Raw genomic sequence first — 22,323 nt, 5'->3', positions numbered from 1 at the left:
TTGACGGGCGAATATAGATGTAGACTGTCGAATCTGGAGGCTAATCGTTAATTATTATATCCCATTATCGCCACTTTGTCAAACGTATAATATGCCATTTATAGCGTTGATCATAGTAATGAGGTATACAGGATTTTTTTGGTTACCTATTCCCGATTCCCGATTCCCGATTCCCGATTCCCTGTTCCCTAAAATCCTAAATTTTTGTAGCTAAACCAATTGATAAATGGTTGAATAATGGATTATACTATATCTAAATATATCAATAAAAAATATGTCAACAAAAATTGCGGCTGAAGACTATTATGATAAATTTGCTGCCAAATATGACGAAGTGTTAAAGCAGCCCAGTTCTAATGTACAGTATGTCAATGAAGCGGTTAAAATATTCCATGGACATAATCACCATCAAGGCAGTGTTTTAGATATTGCTTGTGGGACAGGGTTTTTAAGTGAATTGTTGGAAGGTGAGTTTGACTATACAGGGATTGATATTTCCAGTAAAATGCTGGATTATGCGGCACAAAGGGGGTATAAAACCATCCACAAGCCGATTGAAACAGCCCTAGCTGAAATTGATAGCCAGTCCTACGATTTTGTGTTTTGTTTAAGTTATTTACTGTGTGTCGAAGACGTGGCAACAGCTATTAAGCATATGAATCGGATTGCTCGCAAAACGATTATTTTTAGCCTTGATGAAACAACAGAGGAATATATTCAAAAGGTTGGCATACCAGTTTCTGACCATTCTAAAATGGTCATCGAAAATGCCATGGAAGATTATTTTATTGTGGGTTGTACTTCTCCAACCCTAGGGATTACAATCCGAACTCGTATGATTTATATTGAATTAAATAAATAATAATTGTATAGGATTTTTAATAGCAAAGGGAATCGGGAATTGGGAATCGGGAATCGGGAATCGGGAATCGGGAAACAAGATTGTTTCTATCATTCCAGATAGGCTTACTAATTCTAATAATGTAGTTGTGAACTAGACCAGGAAGAAAACTCTACCGGTTGTGCTGGAGATAATGCGTTCGCGAAGCGGTTCCGTTCGCGTAGCGTGGCCGAAAGGCCAAGGAACATCGCGCCCAATTTCCCTGAATCAAAATCGGGTGCATCTTCTAAAAGTTGTTTGACCCAGCAGTGGTGCGTTACGGGCAGCAACCTAACCCTGGCTACGAGGCCAAACATGAAGGCCCCCCTAAGGCACCCTACGCAACTCCCTGCTCCCTACTCCCGACTCCCGACTCCCGACTCCCTTTCCTAAAGCCTGAGCCCAAACCCCTAAGCACGGAATTTTTTGTCAGAATACTAGAGTTGAAATGGTTAAGTCAGTAAAGGTAGTAAGCATGGACACGGTCCGCGAGTTGCATCAACAGCTAATCAACAAAGAACGCTCAGCTGTAGAAATCACCCAAGAAGCCCTAGATAAGATTCAAGCCCTAGAGCCTCAAGTCCAAAGCTTCCTCCACATCACCTCAGACTATGCTTTAGAACAGGCCAGTCAAGTAGATGCGAAAATCGCAGCTGGTGAAGAGCTCGGTACCTTGGCCGGTATACCCATTGGCATCAAAGACAATATGTGTACCCAAGGGATTCCGACCACCTGCGGCTCCCGGATTCTGGCCAAGTTTGTCCCACCCTACGAGTCAACAGTGACCCAAAAACTCAAAGATGCTGGGGCAGTAATGGTAGGTAAAACCAACTTGGATGAATTTGCCATGGGGAGTTCTACGGAAAACTCGGCTTTTCAACTTACTAAAAACCCTTGGAATTTATCCCATGTCCCCGGCGGCTCCTCCGGGGGCTCAGCCGCAGCCGTTGCTTCTGGGGAATGTCCCATTGCTCTCGGTTCTGATACCGGTGGTTCTATTCGTCAACCGGCTTCTTACTGTGGAGTAGTTGGCATGAAACCGACCTATGGATTAGTATCGCGCTATGGTTTAGTGGCATTCGCATCGTCCTTAGATCAAATTGGACCATTTGCTCGCACTGTAGAAGATGCCGCTATTTTACTGAATGCGATCGCAGGATATGACCCCAATGACGCGACCAGCCTCAAAGTAGACATTCCCGACTATACCCAATTCCTGCAACCAGACCTAAAATCCAACGGTAAAGTTAAGATTGGTATTATTACAGAAACTTTTGGTGAAGGCTTAGACCCAGTAGTAGAGAAAGCAGTCACTAAAGCGATTGATCAGCTCAAAGACTTAGGTGCTGAGATTCAGGAAATTTCCTGTGCTCGATTCCGGTATGGTTTGCCTTGCTACTACATCATTGCTCCGTCAGAAGCATCAGCAAATCTAGCTCGCTACGATGGCGTTAAATATGGCTTACGGGCATCAGATGCTGACAATCTCCTTTCTATGTACACCAAAACCCGTGCTGAAGGGTTCGGTGCAGAAGTCAAGCGCCGGATTATGCTAGGAACCTATGCCCTATCCGCTGGTTACTATGATGCCTATTATCTCAAAGCCCAAAAAGTTCGTACTCTGATTAAACAGGATTTTGAAGCAGCCTTTGACAAGGTCGATGTGCTAGTCTGTCCCACAGCTCCCTCCACAGCATTTAAAGCTGGGGAAAAGACAGAAGACCCCTTAAGTATGTATCTGACTGACCTGATGACTATTCCAGTTAACCTGGCTGGGTTACCAGGGATGAGTATACCCTGTGGCTTTGATGAACAGGGATTACCAATTGGGATGCAGTTGATTAGTAATGTATTGCGGGAAGACCAGCTATTTCAAGTAGGTTATGCTTATGAACAAGCAACCGAATGGCATCTAAGCCAACCGGTTTTCAAGGATGAAGGATGAACTATGAAGATCATTGATTATGTTGATTGTTGCAGGATTTATAGCGATCGCTTACGCCTTAGTCTGTACCTCAGTGTTGCTGTTGCAACATCGGCTAATGTTTTGTCCGGCTTCAGTGATTGAAAATACACCAGCTGACTTTGGTTTGCCTTACGAAGAGCTTTGGTTACCAATATCCAATAAGGGTAAAATTGATAAAATCCATAGCTGGTGGATTCCCTCTGACTCACCAGAAAGTAAGGTGATGCTATATCTGCACGGTAATGCCTGTAATATTGGGTCATATCTTGAAATAGCCCAACGGTTACATCAGCTAGGTTTATCCCTGCTGCTGATTGACTACCGAGGCTATGGTCGCAGCGACGGTAAATTTCCTAGGGAATCCCAAGTTTATCAAGATGCTCAAGTGGCTTGGGATTATCTAGTCCAACAACGAGGCATCAATCCCCAAGATATTTTTGTCTATGGTTATTCCATAGGGGGAGCAATCGGGATTGATCTAGCGGTGCGTAACCCAGACATGGCAGGGTTGATTTTGGAAGGCTCATTTACTTCCATGCGGGATATGGCAGATTATCAGGGAAAATATGGTTTCTTGCCGATCGATCTTCTGCTTACCCAGCGGTTTGACTCAATTAGTAAAATCAAGTCACTCCAAACACCTATATTCTTAATCCATGGCACTAGTGATACCACAGTTCCTGCTAGGATGAGTCAAGTCTTGTTCGATGCTGCTACAGTTCCTAAACAGCTTTGGCTAGTTCCTGATGCAGCTCACAATGATTTGACAACTGTTGCTACTGCCGAATATCAGCAGAAAATTCGGGAATTTGTCACACAGGTTTATGCAGGACAAGCTATAGCCCAGCAATCTAGTAGTAAGCATTCAGCGGTCAGCGGTCAGCGGTCAGCCTAATGCTTAAAATAAACCCAGCGTAGCGTGCGCATCTCAAGTAGCGTGCGCAATGCGCAAATGATAGAATTTAATAGTTCGAGATTAATGAGAATTGAAAATCTGGGGAAAAGTCCATCATAAGCATATGCTGATAGCTGATAGCTGATAGCTGATAGCTGATAGCTGATAGCTTAGCGCTATAGTATTTCACGGCTTTTTCTAATCCCGCCACAAAGCAATACCCCCCAATAACCCAGCGACATTGGGCACTACTTTTACATTGGGGGGTAGCTCAAAGTTAATTTTTTTGGCTTCACCACCACCAATGTAAAGGTAATTATAATTAAACAAACGCTCCAGGCATGCGATCGCTTTTTGGAGCCGATTATTCCATTTCTTCTTACCGTCTTTCTCTAAAGCCGCTCGCCCCAACTGTTCTTCGTAGGTTTCCCCTTTACGAAAAGGATGGTGTCCCATTTCCAGATTTGGCACCAGCTTGCCATCCACAAATAAAGCAGAACCAAACCCTGTGCCTAGGGTAATCGTCAATTCCACTCCCTTGCCAGTAATTGCTCCTAATCCTTGGACATCGGCATCATTAGCTACCCGCACCGGTTTGCCTAAGCGTTGAGATAGGGTAGTAGCCAGATCAAATCCCTGCCAATCAGGATCGAGGTTTACCGCCGTATAGGTTATCCCATTGCGAACCACTCCAGGAAATCCCACCGATACCCGTTCAAAATCCCCTTGTCCGAGAGCTAGGGATGCGATCGCATGAATGATAGCATCCGGCTTAGGAGGTTGGGGTGTTTCTAAGCGACTACGTTGGGTGATGGGATTACCCAATTCATCTAATACCATCACCTTAACGCCACTGCCACCAATATCTACGGTAAGGGTATGGATTGGGCTATTGTTTTGATTCATCAGGTATTTTAGTTCACGGTTCACGGTTCACGGTTGACTGTCAACAGTCAACAGTCAACAGTCAACAGTCAACAGTCAACAGTCAACAGTTATAGCACTACGCATTCAGATGTTTGACATTCCTAAACTCCGAAACTTAAGTAATCGCTTACTTTTAGGTGCGACCCGTGGCGAATTTAATTCGACGACTGTAAGCGCACCTTTGACTTCTGACTTCTAATTTCTGACGCTAAGCGTAGCGCTATAACAGTCAACAGTCAACAAGAAACAAAAAACATGATCGATTCAAACGACCTAACTTATGCTTGTAATAGTTTTTGCCTAGCACGTTCAGCACGAGCTGGAGCACTAGCCATTACCTCTGCCATCTTTTCGAGCATTTCTCCTGGGTAATTTTCTAAAACCCTGGTAGACATAGAAATACGACCTTTGCCTTCATCCAAGTTAATAATCATTACCTGGATCACTTGACCGATTTCAAACACTTTGGAGAGGTCTTCAACGAAACTTTGGCTTACTTGCTTAATGTGCAGCAAGCCATTGGTTTGATTAAAGTCCACAAACACACCAAAGGGCTTGATCGCAGCTACTTTACCTTCCACTAATTGTCCCACTTCTAGCTCAGAGAAAGTAGCAGCACGCACAGCTTCCCGCTGAGAAAGCACTAGCTTCTTGCGATCGCGATCAGCTTCTAGGAAATTGACTGTTAGTTTCTGACCAATCAAGGAATCTAGATTGTCGTGCTGACTCAAGTGCGATCGCGGAATGAATCCCCGCAATCCCCGCACATCCACGGTGACACCACCTTTATTCACTCCAGAAACCCGGACATCTAATGATTTTCCATTCTCTTGGAGTTCAACTAACCCATCCCAAACTTGCTTAATCTCCAGCTGACGCCGGGAAAGGGTAACTTGACCATCAGCATTTTGCTCCCGAATAATCAGGAAATCCATTTCCTCATTCAAGGGCAGTACTTCCGACCAATCCAGATCCGATTCTAAGGAAACTTCACTAATTGGTAGATAAGCCAGGGACTTACCACCGATGTCTACATAAGCACCATCGCTTTCGTAGTTATGTACTCTGCCACGTACCACCTGTCCCTGTTTAAACTCATAGTCGTATTCTTCTAGGGCTTGAGCAAAATCATCCATAGAAAAGGATGAATTGCTGGTGGTCGAAGAGGTTGATTTTGAATTCATGATGATTAACGGTTTAAAATCAGTAATGATTTCTGATATAGGAGCAGCTGCTTAAAAAGTTGGGAGCCGGTGACAGTTTAGTCAAGTTTTTCCCTAAACAGCTGCAAAACGTTTTGCCAAGCATCAGTAGCTGCTTTTTCATTGTAGCTAGCCCGTTGGTCACAGAAAAATCCGTGGTCTGCTCCATCGTAACGAAAGACACGATAATTAATTTTATTTTTCTCAAGAGCAGCCTCAATCTGATCAACCTCTTCTGCTGGAATGCTAGCATCTTCCATCCCAAAGAAACCATAGAGTGTACCGTTAATCTCTGGTGTGCGAGTAATCGTTGGTTCACCACCGCCAGGAGTCATGGTAGTAATCCCAGCACCATAGAACGAAGCAGTAGCTTTAATATCGGGTAAGGTAGCAGCCAGATAGGCAACATGACCCCCGAAACAAAAGCCAATAGAGCCGATGGGGTTATCTTGCACAGGGGTTTGACTCCTCAGGTAACCGATGGCCCCTTGGATGTCTCCCAGGAGTTCCGCTGCTCTGGTTTGTTCCTTGTATTCCTTGCCAATGTTAATGTCTTCAATGGTGTAACCTGTCTCAAAGCCTGGAGCAAGGCGTTGATAGAGTGCGGGAGCGATCGCAACATAGCCTTCTTTCGCAAATCGTTCTGTGATATCCCGGATATGGCCATTCACCCCAAAAATTTCTTGCAGCACCACAATTCCAGGAAGAGGTGTTTCTGCCACCGGCATTGCCAGGTAAGCTGCTATGTCTAGATCACCATTGACCACCTTGACGGTAATGCTACGAATTTCCCTATGTGTCATAATCGATTTGGAAGGATGTGAAGCTCTTGCTTGGCAGTTATAGATGCTAAGCTAAAGGTTTTCTTGGCTTTCTGAATTCAGCGCCAATTCTACAGCAGTAGCTTAACTCTAAATTATACCTGTATTTAATAAATAAATAATAAGTTTATTAACTAGTTTACTTAATTGGAGAGTTCAGGATAGTCCAGATTATTACTTTACCATCTATTAATTTTTATTGATTTTTATTGATTTTTATTGATTTAATTATTTGGGAGCTAAATCCGTTATAATTGGCTGATTTTTTTTCAGCTATCAGCTATCAGCTATCAGCTATCAGCTATCAGCTATCAGCTATCAGCTATCAGCTATCAGCTATCAGCTATCAGCTATCAGCTTATGGGCTACAGATGGTGCTACAGATGGTGCTATCAGCTATAGCGCTTTTTATCCTCATGAGGTACACATATTTTATTTTTTTACCTCTTCCCTCTTCCCCTCCTGGGAGGGGTTAGGGGTGGGTTCCTCTTCCCTCTTCCCTCTTCCCTGCTCCGAACGCGCCCCGCGTGGCCTACGGCCTCAGTCCCTGCTCCGAACGCGCCCCGCGTGGCCTACGGCCTCAGTCCCTGCTCCCTAAAACCCAAAAACTTGTACCTGACTAGATTAAAAACAGCTATATCAGCTATCAGCTAATGCTCTAATTGAGTTGCTACAGATGGTGCTATCAGCTATCAGCTGACGGCTGAATGCTTACTACCGAGACTTTGAATTGCTTCAAATCTCGAACTATTAAATTATTCCAAATGAAGTTTATTTTAAGCTGACGGCTGACCGCTGACCGCTGACCTTTGGCTGATAGCTGAATGCTTACATTATAGCTGAAGTGGATAGCAAAATTTGACCGAAAAGTTTAAAATCTAAAATTTACCATATAATAGTGATAAACAGGGGATTTTGGAGACTCTGTAATGGTTCAGTATCATATTCAACAAGATAGTGAAATACCTGCCTCGAAGCAGCTATTTGACCAAATTCAGTTTGCGATCGCATCCCGACAATATTCCCCAGGTCATAAACTGCCCAGTACTCGTCAGCTAGCCATGGAGACGGGTTTGCACCGCAATACCATCAGCAAGGTATATCGGCAGTTAGAAGAAACAGGACTAGTAGAGTCCCATGCTGGGTCAGGCATTTATGTTAAGGCACAGGGTCATGAAGGGGGTAATCGACGTCAGGTTGGCATTCTTAACCAGTTTTCCCCCGAAGCTTACAAGGTTGTTCAAGATAGCCTCAATCAACTTCTCGGACAAGGTTGCTCCCTTAACCAAGCTAGGGAACTATTTTTGTCGGAGATTGACTGGCGGTTACGGTGTAGCGCTAGGGTACTGGTGACAGTAGAGTCACGAGATCTTGGTGCTGGAGAATTGATGGTGCAGGAGTTAGAACAATCCTTGGGAATCCCGGTGCAGTTGGTGCCAATGGAAGAACTCTCAGAAGCTTTGGATCAAACTCACTCGGCTACAGTAGTTACTAGTCGCTATTTTATCGGTAAAGCAGAAGCGATTGTTGCCCCTAAATCTGTCCGTGTCATCCCTGTTGATATTTATGACTATGAGCCAGAACTTAAGCTAATTAAGAATCTCTCCAAAGGTAGCCGTTTAGGAGTGGTTAGCATCAGTTCTGGGATTTTAAAAATAGTAGAAATTATTATCCATAGTCTACGGGGAGATGAGTTGTTAGTGATGACGGCTCAGATCAAGGACAACTACAAACTAAAAGCTCTGGTTCGCAGTTCCCAGATAATTATTAGCGATCAGGCAAGTTATCAAAGTGTTAAAGATGCCATATTAGCCGCTCGTGAAGATATTATTCGACCACCCAAGGTGATCCGTTGTGAAAACTATATTGGTAGCAAATCGATTAATCTGCTCAAACGGGAACTGGGTTTGGGTTAACTTAAAGGTTTGATGGGATTAAAGCTATGGGATATTATGGATTATACCGCTAAAAATATCAAAATCAAAATATATTGTCCAGTAAACCGTTTTATAACATTAACTCCATCAGCTCAATTAGCTAGTTTAAATTAACTCCTTTAACTTAACTAAAGCAATTAATTATTCGTAAAATCACTGGACTTTTTAAAAACTAGCTCCAACTCTCGTCCCTTCTGCCTTCTACCTTCTGCCGTAAGCATTTAGCCGTCAGCTATCAGCTAGCTATCAGCTAATGCGCTACAGATGGTGCTACAGATGGTGCTATTGAATCAGCTATGCAGAGGTGCGACCCGTGGCGAATTTAATTCGACGACTGTAAACGCACCATTACCGACCTGCGGGGGTTTACCCCACTCACGCTTGGCATCAAGACAACAGGTAAGCATTGCTTTAATCTGAGTTACGTCAGCTGACCGCTGTTCGCTTAGCGTGAGCTAAAAGCTCACGGCTGACCGCTGATAGCTGAATACTTACGCTTAAGTTCTGCTACCTAAGGCTATATATTATAAAATTTAATTAGATCAGATCTAGGTGATGTCTGACAGCAATATCAAAAACCTAGCTGGATTAGTGTGAAAACTTTTTATATAAAGTAAAATTTCTCTAGGGTTGTTCTTTGGTTGGATCACAAGCAACCGAAATTAACTGCCAACAAGAAGATCAGCAAACATCAACGCCCCGACCCGATCAGTCCAGCAAGGGTATCCCTAGGTACATCATATTATGAAGAACACGAATTCTGGTGTAGGAGTGCAAATTGATCAAGAGCCTCAAACTTTCCCATCACCACTTAAACCAGTAGTAGAACTTAACCAGAACCTTAGTCATTCCCCTTCTATCGAGCAAATCGTCGCAGAGGCTCATGGTCACAAAGCTTCTGACATTCATATTCGAGTGGGACAGGTCCCCAGATTTAGGATTCGGGGCAAGATGTATGTGGCTAAACGTCATACCAAGGTCACAGTGGAAGTCTTTGAGGCATACCTCAATGAGATTCTCACTCCGGCTCAGAGGAAGCAGTTTGCTGAAGCCAAAGAACTGGATACTGCTATTTTTTACCCTGGCTTAGTGCGCTGTCGGGTGAATTGTTTTGACTCCCTAAACGGCGGAGCCATTGTGCTGCGATTAATCAGCCTTGATGTTCCTTCAATCGATGATTTAACTCTACCGCAAGTTTTCAAAAAAATAGTTAGCAGGGGTCAGGGAATTATTTTAATTACCGGTCCGACAGGATCAGGTAAATCAACCACTCTTGCGGCTATGATTCGCCATCTCAATGAAACAGAGTACAAACATATTGTTACGATTGAAGACCCGGTTGAATATGTCCACCGCTCCCGAAAGTGCCTGATTAGTCAGCGAGAAGTGGGATTGCACACCCATGAGTTTCACCACGCTCTGCGGTCTGTGTTACGGGAGGATCCCGATATAATTCTAATTGGGGAAATGCGCGATCGCATCACAGTTGATACTGCCCTGCAAGCTGCCCAAACCGGTCATCTGGTCTTGGGTACTCTACACACTCGCAATGCCATCAGCAGTATTAACCGTCTGTTGAATCTCTACAATCCTGATGAACAGTCAGCGATCCGCATCCAGATTGCTGAGTCCCTGTTGGCAGTTATTGCCCAACTCTTAGTACCAACCATCGATAAGGGTCGGATTGCGGTTCATGACATTTTAATCAATACCCCAACTGTACAGGATTACCTGCTTAAGGGAGAAGATGTGGATGTGTTCCGACTGATGGAAACTGAAACCATTGAAGGGATGCAAGTGATGAATCAGGCTCTCTACAACTACCTAATTGATGAAAAAATCACACCCACCGAAGCCCTTAAAGTGTCTCCTGATCCCCAGGCTTTGATACGCCAGATGCGCACTGGTGGTATAGATGCTTCCGCCTCGGCTCGTGATTGGATGAATGAAGGTTAGGAGGTTGTCTGTCAGAATTTAGAATTAAGAATGAAGAATTTAGAATGTAGCATTTAGAATGCAGAATTTAGAATGAAGAATGAAGAATGAAGAATGCAGAATGCAGAATGAAGAATGCAGAAGGCAGAAGGCAGAAGGCAGAAGGCAGAAGGCAGAAGGCAGAATGGTGAATTCCCAATTCTAAATTCTAAATTCTAAATTCCCAATTCTACATTCTTAATTCCCAATTCTACATTCTTAATTCCCAATTCTACATTCTTAATTCCCAATTCTACATTCTACATTCTTAATTCTACATTCTTAATTCTTACCTTTTACCTTGCTTCGCCAACTTCTTCTTAGACAGCTTCCGCAAACGAACTGACTGAGGTGTAATCTCTACCAGTTCATCGGGTCCAATATACTCCAAAGCCCGTTCCAAACTCATCTCCACTGGGGCTTGTAACTGCACTAATTCATCCCCAGTCGCGGAACGATGGTTAGTTAACTGCTTAGTTTTACAGACATTTAGATCTAAATCCTGAGGACGATTGTGTTCCCCAATAATCATGTTTTTGTAAACCTTGGTGCCTGGTTTAATAAAGAATACACCACGGTCTTCTCCATTTTTAAGGGCATAGAAGGTAGCCATCCCTTCTTCAAAGGCTACAATTACTCCATTGCGGCGAGTCTCTAATTCCCCAGTCATGGGACGATATTCTAGGAAGCTATGATTCATGATACCTTCACCTTTGGTCAGGCGAAGGAAGTCCCCCCGGAAACCGACTAAGCCACGGGCAGGAATCACAAAATCGATTTGGGTGCGACCATTGGCACCTACTTGCATATCTTGCATTTCCCCTTTGCGCTGTCCCAAACGCTCGATACAGCTACCAACCGCTTCTTCTGGTACATCTAGCACTAGATATTCAAAGGGTTCACAAGGTTGACCATTGACTTCCCGGTAGATCACTTGGGGTTGGGAAACTTGGAACTCATATCCTTGGCGACGCATGGTTTCGATCAGAATACCCAGGTGTAGCTCTCCACGACCAGATACTAGGAATTTATCGGGGGAGTCAGTGGGTTCTACCCGTAGTGCTACGTTTGTTTCTAATTCTCGGAATAAGCGATCGCGTAATTGTCGCGACGTTACAAAGTCCCCTTCCTTACCGGCAAAGGGCGAATCATTCACGCAGAAGGTCATTTGCAAGGTAGGCTCATCTACCTTAATTAGGGGTAAGGCTTGGGGTTCATTGGGACAAGTAATGGTTTCACCAATATTGGCATCAGCAAACCCAGCTACTGCCACGATATAACCAGCTGATGCTTCTTTTAGGTCAACTCGCTTGAGTCCTTCAAATCCCATCAACTTGGTAACTTTTGCCTGAACTATGTCCCCAGTATCCTTAACTAAAGCAGCTTGTTGACTGGCCTTAATGGTTCCGTTGTGAATTCTGCCAATCACAATCCGACCTAGGTACTCAGAATAGTCCAAGGTGGTGACTTGTAGTTGTAGGGGCTTAGCAGGGTCTCCTACTGGTGGCGGAACATGATGCAAAATTGCTTCAAACAGTGCCTGCATATCTACCGCTTCTGCATCCAAATCTTCTTTGGCGTAGCCTTGTAGACCGGAGGCAAATAGGTAGGGAAACTCACACTGGTCATCGTCTGCTCCTAATTCTAGGAACAGATCCAGGACTTTGTCGATGGCACCATAAGGGTCGGCTTGGGGTCGGTCAATTTTATTGACCACTACAATCGGGCGCAGTCCTTTTTCCAGAGCTTTTTTCAGGACAAATCGGGTTTGAGGCATTGGTCCTTCATTCGCATCCACAATTAGGATGCAGCCATCCACCATACCCAATACCCGCTCTACTTCTCCACCAAAGTCAGCGTGACCGGGAGTATCAACAATATTAATTAGGATGTCTTTGTACCGAACGGCGGTATTCTTAGAAAGAATAGTAATACCCCGCTCCCGCTCTAAATCGTTGGAGTCCATCACGCAGTCTGGAATGTCTTCCCCTTCGCGGAAGATACCGGATTGTTTGAGTAGAGCGTCAACTAGGGTAGTTTTGCCGTGATCGACGTGAGCGATAATAGCAACGTTGCGAATTGGGAGAGTCATACCAGCGCCTGGAAATAGGTAGCAGCAGTTAAAATTTTTTCTAAAGATTTCTTAATAATTCTAGCTTATCTTGGCAAGACCCGAAGAAAAATGGCTGATGCCCGACTTGTAGCATCCGGCTAAGCTAAACCTATGTATAGCAAAGGGAGTAGGGAGTAGGGAGTAGGGAGTAGGGAGTAGGGAGTAGGGAGTAGGGAGTAGGGAACTTCAGATTAAAAATTATCACAATTGATTTAGGTACCCTATCAAATTTATGCACTTTTGAGAAATTTGCGTTCGCGTAGCGTGGCCTACGGCCAATCGCTTTTAGCGGAAGCTTCGCTTCATCGCGTAGCGTGACCAAAGGTCAATCTTTGCTGCTGGTGCCATCAGTTGAGAGTTACCTGTAACTGTAGGCTTACTCGGTCAGTCCTGAATTGATTAACTGCTGACACTGGTAAGCGATCGCGTTTCAGTGGATACCTTCTTCTGGCTTTCAACCGGGGGCTGAGGAGGTGCTGACTCGTTCTCAGCCTTCAAACGCAGAGTAAAGGATTTATCAACATAGATACCTTTGGAATCAGTGCGACGGACAATCACGGTATGGCTGGTGTCTGTTTTGAAATTCATCAAGCTTTGCTCGGTAAGAGCCAGTTTATTCTCCGTCAACATAAACCGCCCGCCAGCATCATCAATTAATGAGTAGGTATACCGTTCTCCTGTTTTTGGGTTAGTCGGGGATAGGATACCAACTACAGTTCCTGGTTTCATCTGCTCAGGGATAGGTTGATCAGCTTGGTCAGACTTTTGGGCTGTTCGGCGGACATTTTCCTGACTTGTGCTGGTATCTTGGTGATGGTTTTGGTTAGCTAAGCTAGCGTTTTGAGCAAGGCGATACAGGTCAGTAAAGAAGTTATTGAGAGGTTGAATCCGCCCCTTAGCTGCTTCGACTTCGACTAAGTCACTGTTGGTCAATTCTTGAATAACGGACGATATAGAAGGGTGGGTAAAACTGTAGAGACCTTCCGCAGGAGATTCCAAAACAGCTGAGAAAGATAGATTCTCTTCACCGATCGATGGTGGTGATTGTTTAAATTTAATCTGATCTAAGGGCAAGAACAACGTAGAGGATTTAGCCAAGTTTAGCTTAGCTGTATTTTCCTTACTATCCTCAACTTGTATCGGTAAACTATTAGGGCTTGTTGCCACTGGGCTGGTGAACAGAAGTAGACCATACTTCCCTAAGCTTAAGTCTTGATTGTTTTGCTCTACAGTTTCCTCTATAGCATCAGTTTCAGAGACTGTTTCAGGGGTTGAGGATTGGTCTATCTCGCTCTCACTGATGGTAGTTAGCAAATCATCCATTGAATAGATGTTTGATTCGCTATCTTCTATGGGCACAATATTGTCAGGTTGCCCTGTTTTTGTAGAGGATTTTCCTATCCTCAGCCGAATCGGAAGCCGATGATAGTTTATCTGTAGTACAATTACTCCCCATCCTCCAAGAGATACCACTGCCCAGCCAAACAACCATAGGTATAGTGGTTTATTGGAGAGGGCGTTCAAGGGGGTTGAACTAACCGATTGATTTGCTAAGGGAGACTCTGCTGTTGAAATAAAATTATCAATGATAGTATCCTGGAGTTCCCCTCTAGTTTCTGGCTGATTTGGGGAAATCTCGATCAACTCCCTCTCTTGAGCAGATAAAAATTCTGAGTGCAATTGTTGTAGAGTTATCCAGGTTATTGGTCCAACTATACCATCCGCATTCAACCCTAGTGCTTGCTGGAATGTAGAGACAGCAGCAAAGGTATTGGAGCCGTATACACCATCCACTGGCTGTTGGTAGTATCCCAACTGTTGCAGTATAGTTTGTAGTCTAGTCACAACTTCCCCTTGGCTACCCAAACGCACTGTTGGGGGCAAGGCTATTTCTTCTGAATACCTTCCCTGGACTGTTTTGAGATTACTGAATCGAGAGTTTTGAGCAAATGCGATCGCTTCTGGAGCACTGATGCTATTGGGGGGTTTCCACTGCCCAGGGGCTTGGTTGAGCTTCTCAGTGGGCATGCAGATACTGCTGTGACTGTAGTTAAGACTAGCAGTGGCATTTTTGCAGTGGCTGTAGGCTAGTAGTAGGAGAGTTGAGGGGTCAGGCATATAGCGTTTGTATCTAGGTTGCAAACACGCTTCTTGCTGCAAAAGGCAAGAGGCAAGAGGAATTCCCCCTAACCGCCCTCAATCAGGGGAGGAGGCAAGAGGGGGAAGAGATCGGGAGTTTTATTCGACAATAAAAAAAGACCTCCTAGGTTTACATCTGATCGAGAAACGCTATAGACAGCACTTTAGTCTAGTAAGCTTTGCAGAATTTATTTTGTTAACCCGGATATTTTGGTGATGAGATTTGTAAAGTTTTGTAAACTATGGTAAAGGGAGCAGGGAGTAGGGAGCAGGGAGTAGGGAACAGGGAACAGGGAGTAGGGAGTAGGGAGTAGGGAGTAGGGAGTAGGGAATAGGTAATAAGGAAAAAATCTCTGTACCTCATAGCTATTAAAAACGCTATATAGCCATTTTCTATCCCATGAGCTACAAAGGGATCCCCCTAAATCCCCCTTAAAAAGGGGGACTTTGAGGTTGATAACCGTACTTTATAAATGCAAGAAACGCTATAAGTAAATATTATTAATTATGCTAGTATAGCATTCAAAAATCAAAAAGCTTTTTCTATCAGACTAGAGCGGTTTCTAGTCTAATCAGGTAGACATTATTTTTACCCTCTTACATTTTATGACTTCACTGCTCCCTACTCCCTACTCCCTACTCCCTTTGCTATAGATTATCGCTATTCACTAGATTGAGTTGAAGAAGGAGATGGAACAGTTGGCGTTGGTGACAGTGACGGCTGCTGATCTATTCCCAAAAATCTTTTTATTGGCTCGTTCAATATCCCATTACCGAATAATCCGAGCACTGCCGCAACCACACCAACAATTGTCATAATCACACTAATTTTGTTCCATATATCTCCGCTGTTAGGGTTGCTTTTAGAGTCAGTGACTTTGATAGTATTACGTTTCCCTTTCCGATTTATTTGTAGTAATAGTTTTGCTGTTATTAACACTGCCTCTATTCTTGTTGTTGGAATTGGTGATGACATCACCGCCATCTGTGTTGATCTTACTATTTTTGGCCATATTGGTTATATCTTTTCCTCCGATGGAAACATTACCACCTTCATTATACAAATCTATATTATATGTACTTTGATTATCTCCCACAGTTTTACTAACTATGGGATCATGATATAATATCGTCTTAATAACGTCTTTTGGCTCAAGTGCATTCCAGGTTTTACGACGCATACTATCTTTGGCAGATATCAGCGTTTTATTAAGCCAAGGTAGTTCAGAAAATTCTCCAATAATACGCTCCAATTGATCACAGCCTTGAGCAGTTCCAAAATTTTCCAGTTGCCGTAAAATGTTATTTCTTAATCTAACAACCCTATCCCTTGGACCCAAGACATGAACTTCACCATTACTATAATCGGGATCTTCGTCATAGGGATATTGCCTAACCAGCCAGATATATAGATCAGCTAACTGTTTCTCATTAAGCTCAAGCTTTAACTCACCGGAAAACAACATATGGCGCTTAGCAACTGACTCAATGAACTCTCGTCCAAGATTTGGTTCTTGCTCAAGAATTGACCATATACTAGACCAACGGTCGGTAGTTTGATAGTCGAATAGGAATGTTAAGGCAATGATGACTCTGTCACGTTCATCTTTGTTCAAAGGCAATGGCAATGAGCTCAATGTTTGTAGATATTCTATAGCTTCATCTCTAGCTTCATTCGAGCCATGTTTGAGAAGCTCTTCTAACAGATACCGAATACAGCTGGGCTTTAGGGATTTATTCTGAGCCTTTTCTAAAATAAAATCGCTTAGATCGTCATCCCAACATTTTTCAAAAAGTCTAATTATAGATATAGAGTCAAACTGCTGATTTTCTTTATCGATCAGGATATCCAAAGTTTGAATTACCTGATCACCAGCTTTTGAGTAAACCCTCTTTACTAACTCTATACAGCTGTTATAATTTTCGCTTTCAACAGGAAAAGCAATGATCACAGGTGCCCAAATGCGCCATGTTTCAGATGGAATCTTGTCAAGAATCTTTGGATCTTTGTTTAGAAGCAACAGAAAAGCTCTACAACCCGCCAAGGCTGGCCGATCAAATTTATTATTACCAATCCAATCAGTATTTATCTCTTTCTTATTTATAATATAGTTTTCGGCACCTTGAATAATCCTATTGCGAGTCAGTTTATCAGCCTCTTTCCACCCTGGAAGCTTAGTTAAATCAGGTTCAAATTCATTAGAATAGTGTCGGCTGTATGGCTTTAGGGTCATTTCCAGATTCAACCACCACCAAGCTAATAAGTTACCATCTTCTAATTTATCCAAACTACGAATAACTCTCTCTCTAGGAGATGGGTCTAATAATTGTTGTTGAGCACGCTGATTCGCAGCTTTTTCTGAAGTCAGTTGTCCCTGTTCACCATAATTAAAATCAGAACTAAATTGCTCAGAGAGCCATTTTTGATTAGCCCTATTACAATAACGTCCAATAATCGAATCAATCGATGCTGTATTATCTTGATTAAATGTATCGTAGATTCTCTGGGCAAAATGTTTATTTAGTATTGCCAATCGTGAGCTAAGCATTGGATCTTCCATCCAATCCTGATCGTGATCAGCAAGCCTAGGTTTTAGGTAGATATCTCCTATTAAATCTAATACGAAATCAGAGTCAACTTCACCTAAATTAACTAGTACGTTGATCAACTTATTGCTATTACCATATTTTTTGATAAAATCCGATTTTAATCTTGGTTGTCTCAGCCATTTTTCTTTAAGCATTGGTACAAGTGTATAGCTGATAAACACTCGGTAGGAATTACTAATAGGAGTTGTTTTATTGGGAATAGCTATAATATCAAATAAATCATCATCTGTCAAATCATTCCGCTTATTATTACACAATGCTTGTAGGCAATAACCCTTAAGCCTATCATGGTCATTCTCTAGAAGGGGATTAAGGGCTAACGGCTTGAGTTTGAGTCTTGAATTCTTATCTCCAATCTCCCCAATAGCTTGAACAGCACTAATCCTAAGTTCAATGGTTTCCGCTGAATCAGTTGCTAAGGTAACCAATTCATTTTGGAGTTCCTTCAGTTGACAGAAGTGAGCCATCATGATAGCTGTATATCGTGCATAAATTGGCTTAGTTTCATCCACAATATATGGACGAATTTGTTCTGCAAGGTTAGGATGTTTTAGTTTCTCGTCTAAGCGGTAGTTAATTAGTTTTTGATTTATTTTTCCTTGCTCAGACTCCAGCAATAAATAGGAAACTACCGCTTCTTGCACAGTACCATCTGGAGGTAGATCGCTCAGAAGTAACACATCAGGATCAGTGCTAAGAATTACCTCACGTATCTCAGGTATCATGGTGGCTAACCATGCAGCAGTTTCATGGAGCTGAGGAATCAATTTCTGCTCAGGGTCTTCATCCTCAGATAAATAGAAAAGACTCTGGAATAAGGACACAGATACATGATGTTCCTTCAAATACCATGCTGCTAGAAACTCAGCATAGGTTTGATGAGACCACCCCATCAGCTTTTCACCACGATATGAAAACAATCCAGTATCTAAAACCTCTTTGATAGCTGATGCAGTGACCTCCAAATTTTTGCTATTAGCAACTTCGGTCTCAATGCAGAGATTTTCAATTAGAACTAGCTCATCTTTATATGGAGCACAATCTGCATATGTTCCATTACAAACACCAAATCGATTGGCAAAAATTGTAACAGCCGCAATCCGAGCAGCAATGATCAGGCGCTGGCTTGGATCGAGACCACCCATAGCACCTGAGTCACGACGGCTAGAATTACTTTCTTCGCATAAACAGCGACAGCCATCAAGATAAATTTCATCAATCCTCTTATTTTCGAGAGACTGACCACGATCACCGTAACTCTTCATCAGAAAGTTTAGGGTGATCGGCTTGATAGCTAGGGGGACGAGGTTTTTTCTAGAAACTTCTTCTAAGAAAGATTCTGGATCAATTCCGTTAGCTTCTGCTGCTTTAACAACATCTTTACGACGAAGTGGAACTAGCTGATATATTCCTAGGGAATCTTCCCCAAAAATTTCCTTTAGATCTGACTCAAGCACAGATGGTAAGACAGCTGTTCTACAAGCAATCCGAAGAGTTAAACGGTTAACATGTTCCTTATAATCCTTAAGCCCATCAACTAAAATTGCTGCCACTGTTTCTAGTCGTAAAAGGCATTCATCAAGACTATCTAAAAATATGTGGAGCCGTTCGCGTAGCGTGGCCGAAAGGCCATGGCTACCAGATTGCCACCTAGTAAATTTTGGGCTTTCAAACAGTTTTTTATTGAGTTGATCTTCCGTAGAAACTGATCGAAGATTAAGTGACAGGATTTCATCGTCTGTATTTTCAAGCTCAGCAGTAACCTTCTCTTCTTCCTCCTTCATGGCTTGAGTCTTGCCGATGCCCGGTTCACCGAGGAGTATGAGGCAGGGTATTTCAGAAATTTCCCTAAAGGTTACCAACTTAGGATTGGGATTGTAATTGTAACCGTTAACCGATTTAACGTCTGGATCGCATAAGTAACCATCATAGCCTAAATCGAAGCGATCAGAGGAAGAACACCAAAATCGCTGCCAGTTATAAGTCTGATTCGACATGCTGTAGGGTTAACAGAATAGACAAGGTTTTTTCTTGATGCAGTCGCTCATGGGGGAAACCCCCAAGACCGCTTAGGTGCGCTTTCCGTTGGCGAATTAAATTCGCCACGGGTCGCACCTCTGCATCGCTTCCTATGATAACTAGAAAAATCTCTAGCAATCCGTGTAGGAATTGTGATAATTTTTGATCCGAAGTTCCCTATTCCCTGTTCCCTTTCCTATACCTTACCGAATTAAAACCGGCTATATTATAGCAGCTGATTTTTAGAATAGCATTTAACTATGCCACTTTTTAAAGTGACATAATTTCAAAACAGATCCAAAATCTATCATGGTAGAAAATAATCTAGTGTGCAATCTCCACCATCCACGTAAAAGACACACTTGTGTAATCGACACAAGATCAGACCAGGCTGCATTTAAACCAAAAACTGCATTCTACCAATAGTTTTGCTTAATAGTTGTAAGCATTCAGCTATCAGCTGTCAGCCGTCAGGTAATCAACGGGAGCTAGTAAACAAGCTGGGGGGGCTAGTACGGTTGGTTGAAAATCCCTGGTTGTTTTACTCATCCGACCCCGTGCAGTTAAAGCGCCTGCTAGCACTTCAAATAGCACCATCTGTAGCGCATAAGCACCTCAAGTAGCGTGCGCGTAGCGCATTAGCTGATAGCCTATGCGCTACGCGCAATGGGGGTTTTCCCCAGACTTTCAATTTTATTTGAAGCTGACCGCTGACCGCTGACCGCTGACCGCTGACCGCTGACCGCTGACCGCTGACCGCTGACAGTTTACTGTCAACAGTTACCAATCAACAAAACGCGCTTCATCTAAAACAGGAAAACAACCATGAAAATCGAAGCAGAAAACTCAACTCGCGTTACCCTACAAAATTACGAGGTTTTTGATAATGTAAGTGCTTCAGGCTCTAAAGCAGTCAGAATCGAAGACATTGAAACCAACGGCATAATCAGAATTGACTGGACAGAAACTGATGGTGTTGCTGGCAAATACCATATCGGTATTGCTCACTTTGATGAAGTAGATGGAAAAGCTAAACTAATACTACGGGTTAATGGTATTGACATTGACACCTATACTTTGGAGAAAAACCTTGGTGGAGATGGACCCAACCCCCTTAACTATGTCGGTTTCACTGACTCTCTCAGCAATAGTGATCCTAATCCAAATCCTATCTTTAAAGATGTACAACTTGCCCCAGGCGATCGCATCGAAATTGTTGTAGAGGCAGATAGTCTTGATAATGAGACCTTCGAGTTAGGGCGAATTGACGCCATTGAATTTACTTCCGCTGAAGTGGATCTGTTTTGGCATAATTCTCAGACTGGTGCCATGGGAGCTTGGCGGATGCATGGGGTAATGGGTACTGACCTAGATGAGGCAGTGACGATTCAAATGGAATCCGTTAACAGTGACTGGGAGATTCGTGCTGCTGGAGACTTCAACGGTGATAGCCACAAAGATCTGGTTTGGCGCAATACCGCTAATGGAGACATTGGTATCTGGTTAATGAAGGGTTCCCAGTTCCAAGAAGCAGTATCCATCGTCCCAGTCTCAGACCTCAACTGGAAAATCCATGGCACAGGAGATTTCAACGGTGATCAGCAAACCGATCTGCTGTGGCGTAATCACTCCACTGGCGAAAATGCAGTTTGGCTGATGAATGGCACTGAGCCGATTCAGGGAGTACTAATCAAATCAGAATCAGCGAACAGTAAATGGAAGATGGTTGGTGCCGGAGACTTTGATGGAAATGATAATACGGATATTCTCTGGCTTAATACTGAAAACCAAAATCTTTACTACTGGCGCATGGCAGGTACCGATTACATAGAATCAGTATTTGTTAATAATGCACCCTTTGACAACACCTGGAAAATTCAAGGAGTTATGGATTTTGACGACAATGCTTACGATGACATTTTCTGGAGCAATACTGTTGACGGCAAGACAGGGATGTGGATGATGCATGAAAACGGTTACGACCGACCAGTAATCGCTGAGTCGGTAGATTTGAGCTGGGAAGGCCATGCCTGAAGTGACATGTGTTGACCGTTAACTGTTGACGCTTGAGTGTCAACAAACAGCGCTTAATCAAATTATGCGATCGCGTAGCGGCTCGTACCGAGCATCGCGTAGCGTGGCCTACGGCCAATCGCACTGCTGACTTGCTGCCGTTTACAATCAATTGGTCACACACCAATGGGGCGCATCCCGTGCGCCCCTAAGAGTTATTTTTCTTCTATAGCGTTGATGATATAGAGTAAACTAAATGAAAATTGCGATCTTATCCCTAAATGCTGCCTTATAGCGTTTATCACAGTTATGAGGTACAGTCTCCTGGGAAGCTGATTCCCTGTTAGGTGCGCGCTTGCCTGGCCAATGTCTCCCCCAGCCGCTTTAATAATTACTTTCTGGACAATTCTTCTTAAACCAACGCAGAGCAACAACTCTGAAGGCTGGTTTCGACATACGGGCAATTGATTTCATCATCCAGTTGAGGGAGCGAGATTGAAACTTTTTGTTGATCAGGTTGACTGAGCCGACATCGTAAAGGCAATCAAGGATGAGCTTCACGGTAGCTTCTTCCCTCTCTACTAAATGTTCCAGCAGCAGCAGGACATCATGCATACGCTCGTTTTGCATGCGCTCTTCTGCCAAGATTTTCGGCACCTCGACCAATGGTTCGGAAGATGTCATCATACTGGTGGTATCGATACTTGACTGTTCCAGGCTTGGATTCATTCCTGACACCCTAATCAATAATTTACCTATTTTCTAGTAACTATAACCTAAGATTGCGTCAAAATTGAATTGATCAGCATTAGGTACCCTTACACAAG

The 22,323-nt window shown here is 43.2% G+C and carries 20 protein-coding genes; 8 read left to right on the top strand and 12 right to left on the bottom strand.

What is annotated here, in order from left to right; translation table 11 throughout:
• Window positions 1-274: 274 nt before the first annotated feature.
• From LYNGBM3L_RS29900 to LYNGBM3L_RS29890, 4 genes are all read left to right on the top strand, one after another.
• Window positions 275-862, top strand: coding sequence for a class I SAM-dependent DNA methyltransferase (locus tag LYNGBM3L_RS29900; protein ID WP_008190232.1), 588 nt, complete (start codon window positions 275-277; stop codon window positions 860-862).
• A 287-nt stretch (window positions 863-1,149) separates the two neighbouring features.
• The gene (locus tag LYNGBM3L_RS42140) at window positions 1,150-1,344 is read left to right on the top strand and encodes a hypothetical protein (protein WP_143764246.1); all 195 of its coding nucleotides are present in this window, start codon (window positions 1,150-1,152) and stop codon (window positions 1,342-1,344) included.
• 11 nt (window positions 1,345-1,355) lie between these two features.
• Window positions 1,356-2,825 carry an Asp-tRNA(Asn)/Glu-tRNA(Gln) amidotransferase subunit GatA gene (gene gatA / locus LYNGBM3L_RS29895; protein WP_008190230.1) on the top strand — a complete coding sequence of 490 codons (1,470 nt, stop codon included), beginning with the start codon at window positions 1,356-1,358 and terminating at the stop codon, window positions 2,823-2,825.
• A gap of 19 nt (window positions 2,826-2,844) precedes the next feature.
• The gene (locus LYNGBM3L_RS29890) at window positions 2,845-3,741 is read left to right on the top strand and encodes an alpha/beta hydrolase (protein WP_008190229.1); all 897 of its coding nucleotides are present in this window, start codon (window positions 2,845-2,847) and stop codon (window positions 3,739-3,741) included.
• A gap of 198 nt (window positions 3,742-3,939) precedes the next feature.
• On the opposite strand, the gene LYNGBM3L_RS29885 is transcribed toward LYNGBM3L_RS29890, so the two are convergent.
• From LYNGBM3L_RS29885 to LYNGBM3L_RS29875, 3 genes are all read right to left on the bottom strand, one after another.
• Window positions 3,940-4,647, bottom strand: coding sequence for an ROK family protein (locus tag LYNGBM3L_RS29885; RefSeq protein WP_008190226.1), 708 nt, complete (start codon window positions 4,645-4,647; stop codon window positions 3,940-3,942).
• A gap of 299 nt (window positions 4,648-4,946) precedes the next feature.
• Complete coding sequence (locus tag LYNGBM3L_RS29880) at window positions 4,947-5,852, bottom strand: S1 RNA-binding domain-containing protein (protein WP_044495335.1); 906 nt, start codon at window positions 5,850-5,852, stop codon at window positions 4,947-4,949.
• A 77-nt stretch (window positions 5,853-5,929) separates the two neighbouring features.
• A complete protein-coding gene (locus LYNGBM3L_RS29875; RefSeq protein ID WP_008190223.1) occupies window positions 5,930-6,673 on the bottom strand; it encodes a dienelactone hydrolase family protein in 744 nt (247 codons plus the stop codon).
• A 947-nt stretch (window positions 6,674-7,620) separates the two neighbouring features.
• On the opposite strand from LYNGBM3L_RS29875, the gene LYNGBM3L_RS29865 reads away from it, so the two are divergent.
• Together LYNGBM3L_RS29865 and LYNGBM3L_RS29860 are read left to right on the top strand one after the other, a co-directional pair.
• Window positions 7,621-8,607: a GntR family transcriptional regulator gene (locus LYNGBM3L_RS29865; RefSeq protein ID WP_008190220.1), complete on the top strand. Its 987-nt coding sequence runs from the start codon at window positions 7,621-7,623 to the stop codon at window positions 8,605-8,607.
• A 765-nt stretch (window positions 8,608-9,372) separates the two neighbouring features.
• A complete protein-coding gene (locus LYNGBM3L_RS29860; protein WP_008190218.1) occupies window positions 9,373-10,584 on the top strand; it encodes a type IV pilus twitching motility protein PilT in 1,212 nt (403 codons plus the stop codon).
• Between the two features lie 307 nt (window positions 10,585-10,891).
• Here LYNGBM3L_RS29860 and typA read toward each other — a convergent pair whose 3' ends face one another.
• From typA to LYNGBM3L_RS42130, 8 genes are all read right to left on the bottom strand, one after another.
• Window positions 10,892-12,694 (bottom strand): translational GTPase TypA, encoded by a 1,803-nt coding sequence (gene typA, locus LYNGBM3L_RS29855; RefSeq protein ID WP_008190216.1) that lies wholly within the window; start codon window positions 12,692-12,694, stop codon window positions 10,892-10,894.
• Window positions 12,695-12,824: 130 nt separating this feature from the next.
• Window positions 12,825-13,037, bottom strand: coding sequence for a hypothetical protein (locus LYNGBM3L_RS46225; protein ID WP_131826878.1), 213 nt, complete (start codon window positions 13,035-13,037; stop codon window positions 12,825-12,827).
• 77 nt (window positions 13,038-13,114) lie between these two features.
• Window positions 13,115-14,833 carry a peptidoglycan-binding domain-containing protein gene (locus LYNGBM3L_RS34390; protein ID WP_081431830.1) on the bottom strand — a complete coding sequence of 573 codons (1,719 nt, stop codon included), beginning with the start codon at window positions 14,831-14,833 and terminating at the stop codon, window positions 13,115-13,117.
• A 217-nt stretch (window positions 14,834-15,050) separates the two neighbouring features.
• Window positions 15,051-15,218: a hypothetical protein gene (locus tag LYNGBM3L_RS44600; RefSeq protein WP_154659963.1), complete on the bottom strand. Its 168-nt coding sequence runs from the start codon at window positions 15,216-15,218 to the stop codon at window positions 15,051-15,053.
• A gap of 297 nt (window positions 15,219-15,515) precedes the next feature.
• On the bottom strand, window positions 15,516-15,671 hold the full coding sequence (locus LYNGBM3L_RS44595; protein WP_154659962.1) for a hypothetical protein: 156 nt from the start codon (window positions 15,669-15,671) through the stop codon (window positions 15,516-15,518).
• Between the two features lie 70 nt (window positions 15,672-15,741).
• Entirely contained in the window at window positions 15,742-19,248 is a 3,507-nt protein-coding gene (locus LYNGBM3L_RS29845) for an NACHT domain-containing protein (RefSeq protein WP_131826876.1), read from the bottom strand.
• A gap of 193 nt (window positions 19,249-19,441) precedes the next feature.
• A complete protein-coding gene (locus LYNGBM3L_RS49105; protein ID WP_267872112.1) occupies window positions 19,442-19,570 on the bottom strand; it encodes a hypothetical protein in 129 nt (42 codons plus the stop codon).
• A 496-nt stretch (window positions 19,571-20,066) separates the two neighbouring features.
• A complete protein-coding gene (locus LYNGBM3L_RS42130) occupies window positions 20,067-20,270 on the bottom strand; it encodes a hypothetical protein (protein WP_131826875.1) in 204 nt (67 codons plus the stop codon).
• Window positions 20,271-20,308: 38 nt separating this feature from the next.
• On the opposite strand from LYNGBM3L_RS42130, the gene LYNGBM3L_RS34385 reads away from it, so the two are divergent.
• Window positions 20,309-21,517, top strand: a complete 1,209-nt coding sequence (locus LYNGBM3L_RS34385) for an FG-GAP repeat domain-containing protein (protein WP_008190206.1) — start codon at window positions 20,309-20,311, stop codon at window positions 21,515-21,517.
• Window positions 21,518-21,549: 32 nt separating this feature from the next.
• Complete coding sequence (locus LYNGBM3L_RS44590) at window positions 21,550-21,708, top strand: hypothetical protein (protein WP_154659961.1); 159 nt, start codon at window positions 21,550-21,552, stop codon at window positions 21,706-21,708.
• Between the two features lie 172 nt (window positions 21,709-21,880).
• Here the strand turns inward: LYNGBM3L_RS44590 and LYNGBM3L_RS29835 are convergent, their stop codons facing one another.
• Entirely contained in the window at window positions 21,881-22,225 is a 345-nt protein-coding gene (locus LYNGBM3L_RS29835; protein WP_008190204.1) for a hypothetical protein, read from the bottom strand.
• Window positions 22,226-22,323: the final 98 nt, after the last annotated feature.

It is taken from the genome of Moorena producens 3L, from assembly GCF_000211815.1.
Classification (GTDB): domain Bacteria; phylum Cyanobacteriota; class Cyanobacteriia; order Cyanobacteriales; family Coleofasciculaceae; genus Moorena; species Moorena producens.
The sequence above is the reverse complement of the archived record's forward strand: the minus strand, read 5'-3'. Positions and strand labels throughout refer to the sequence as shown.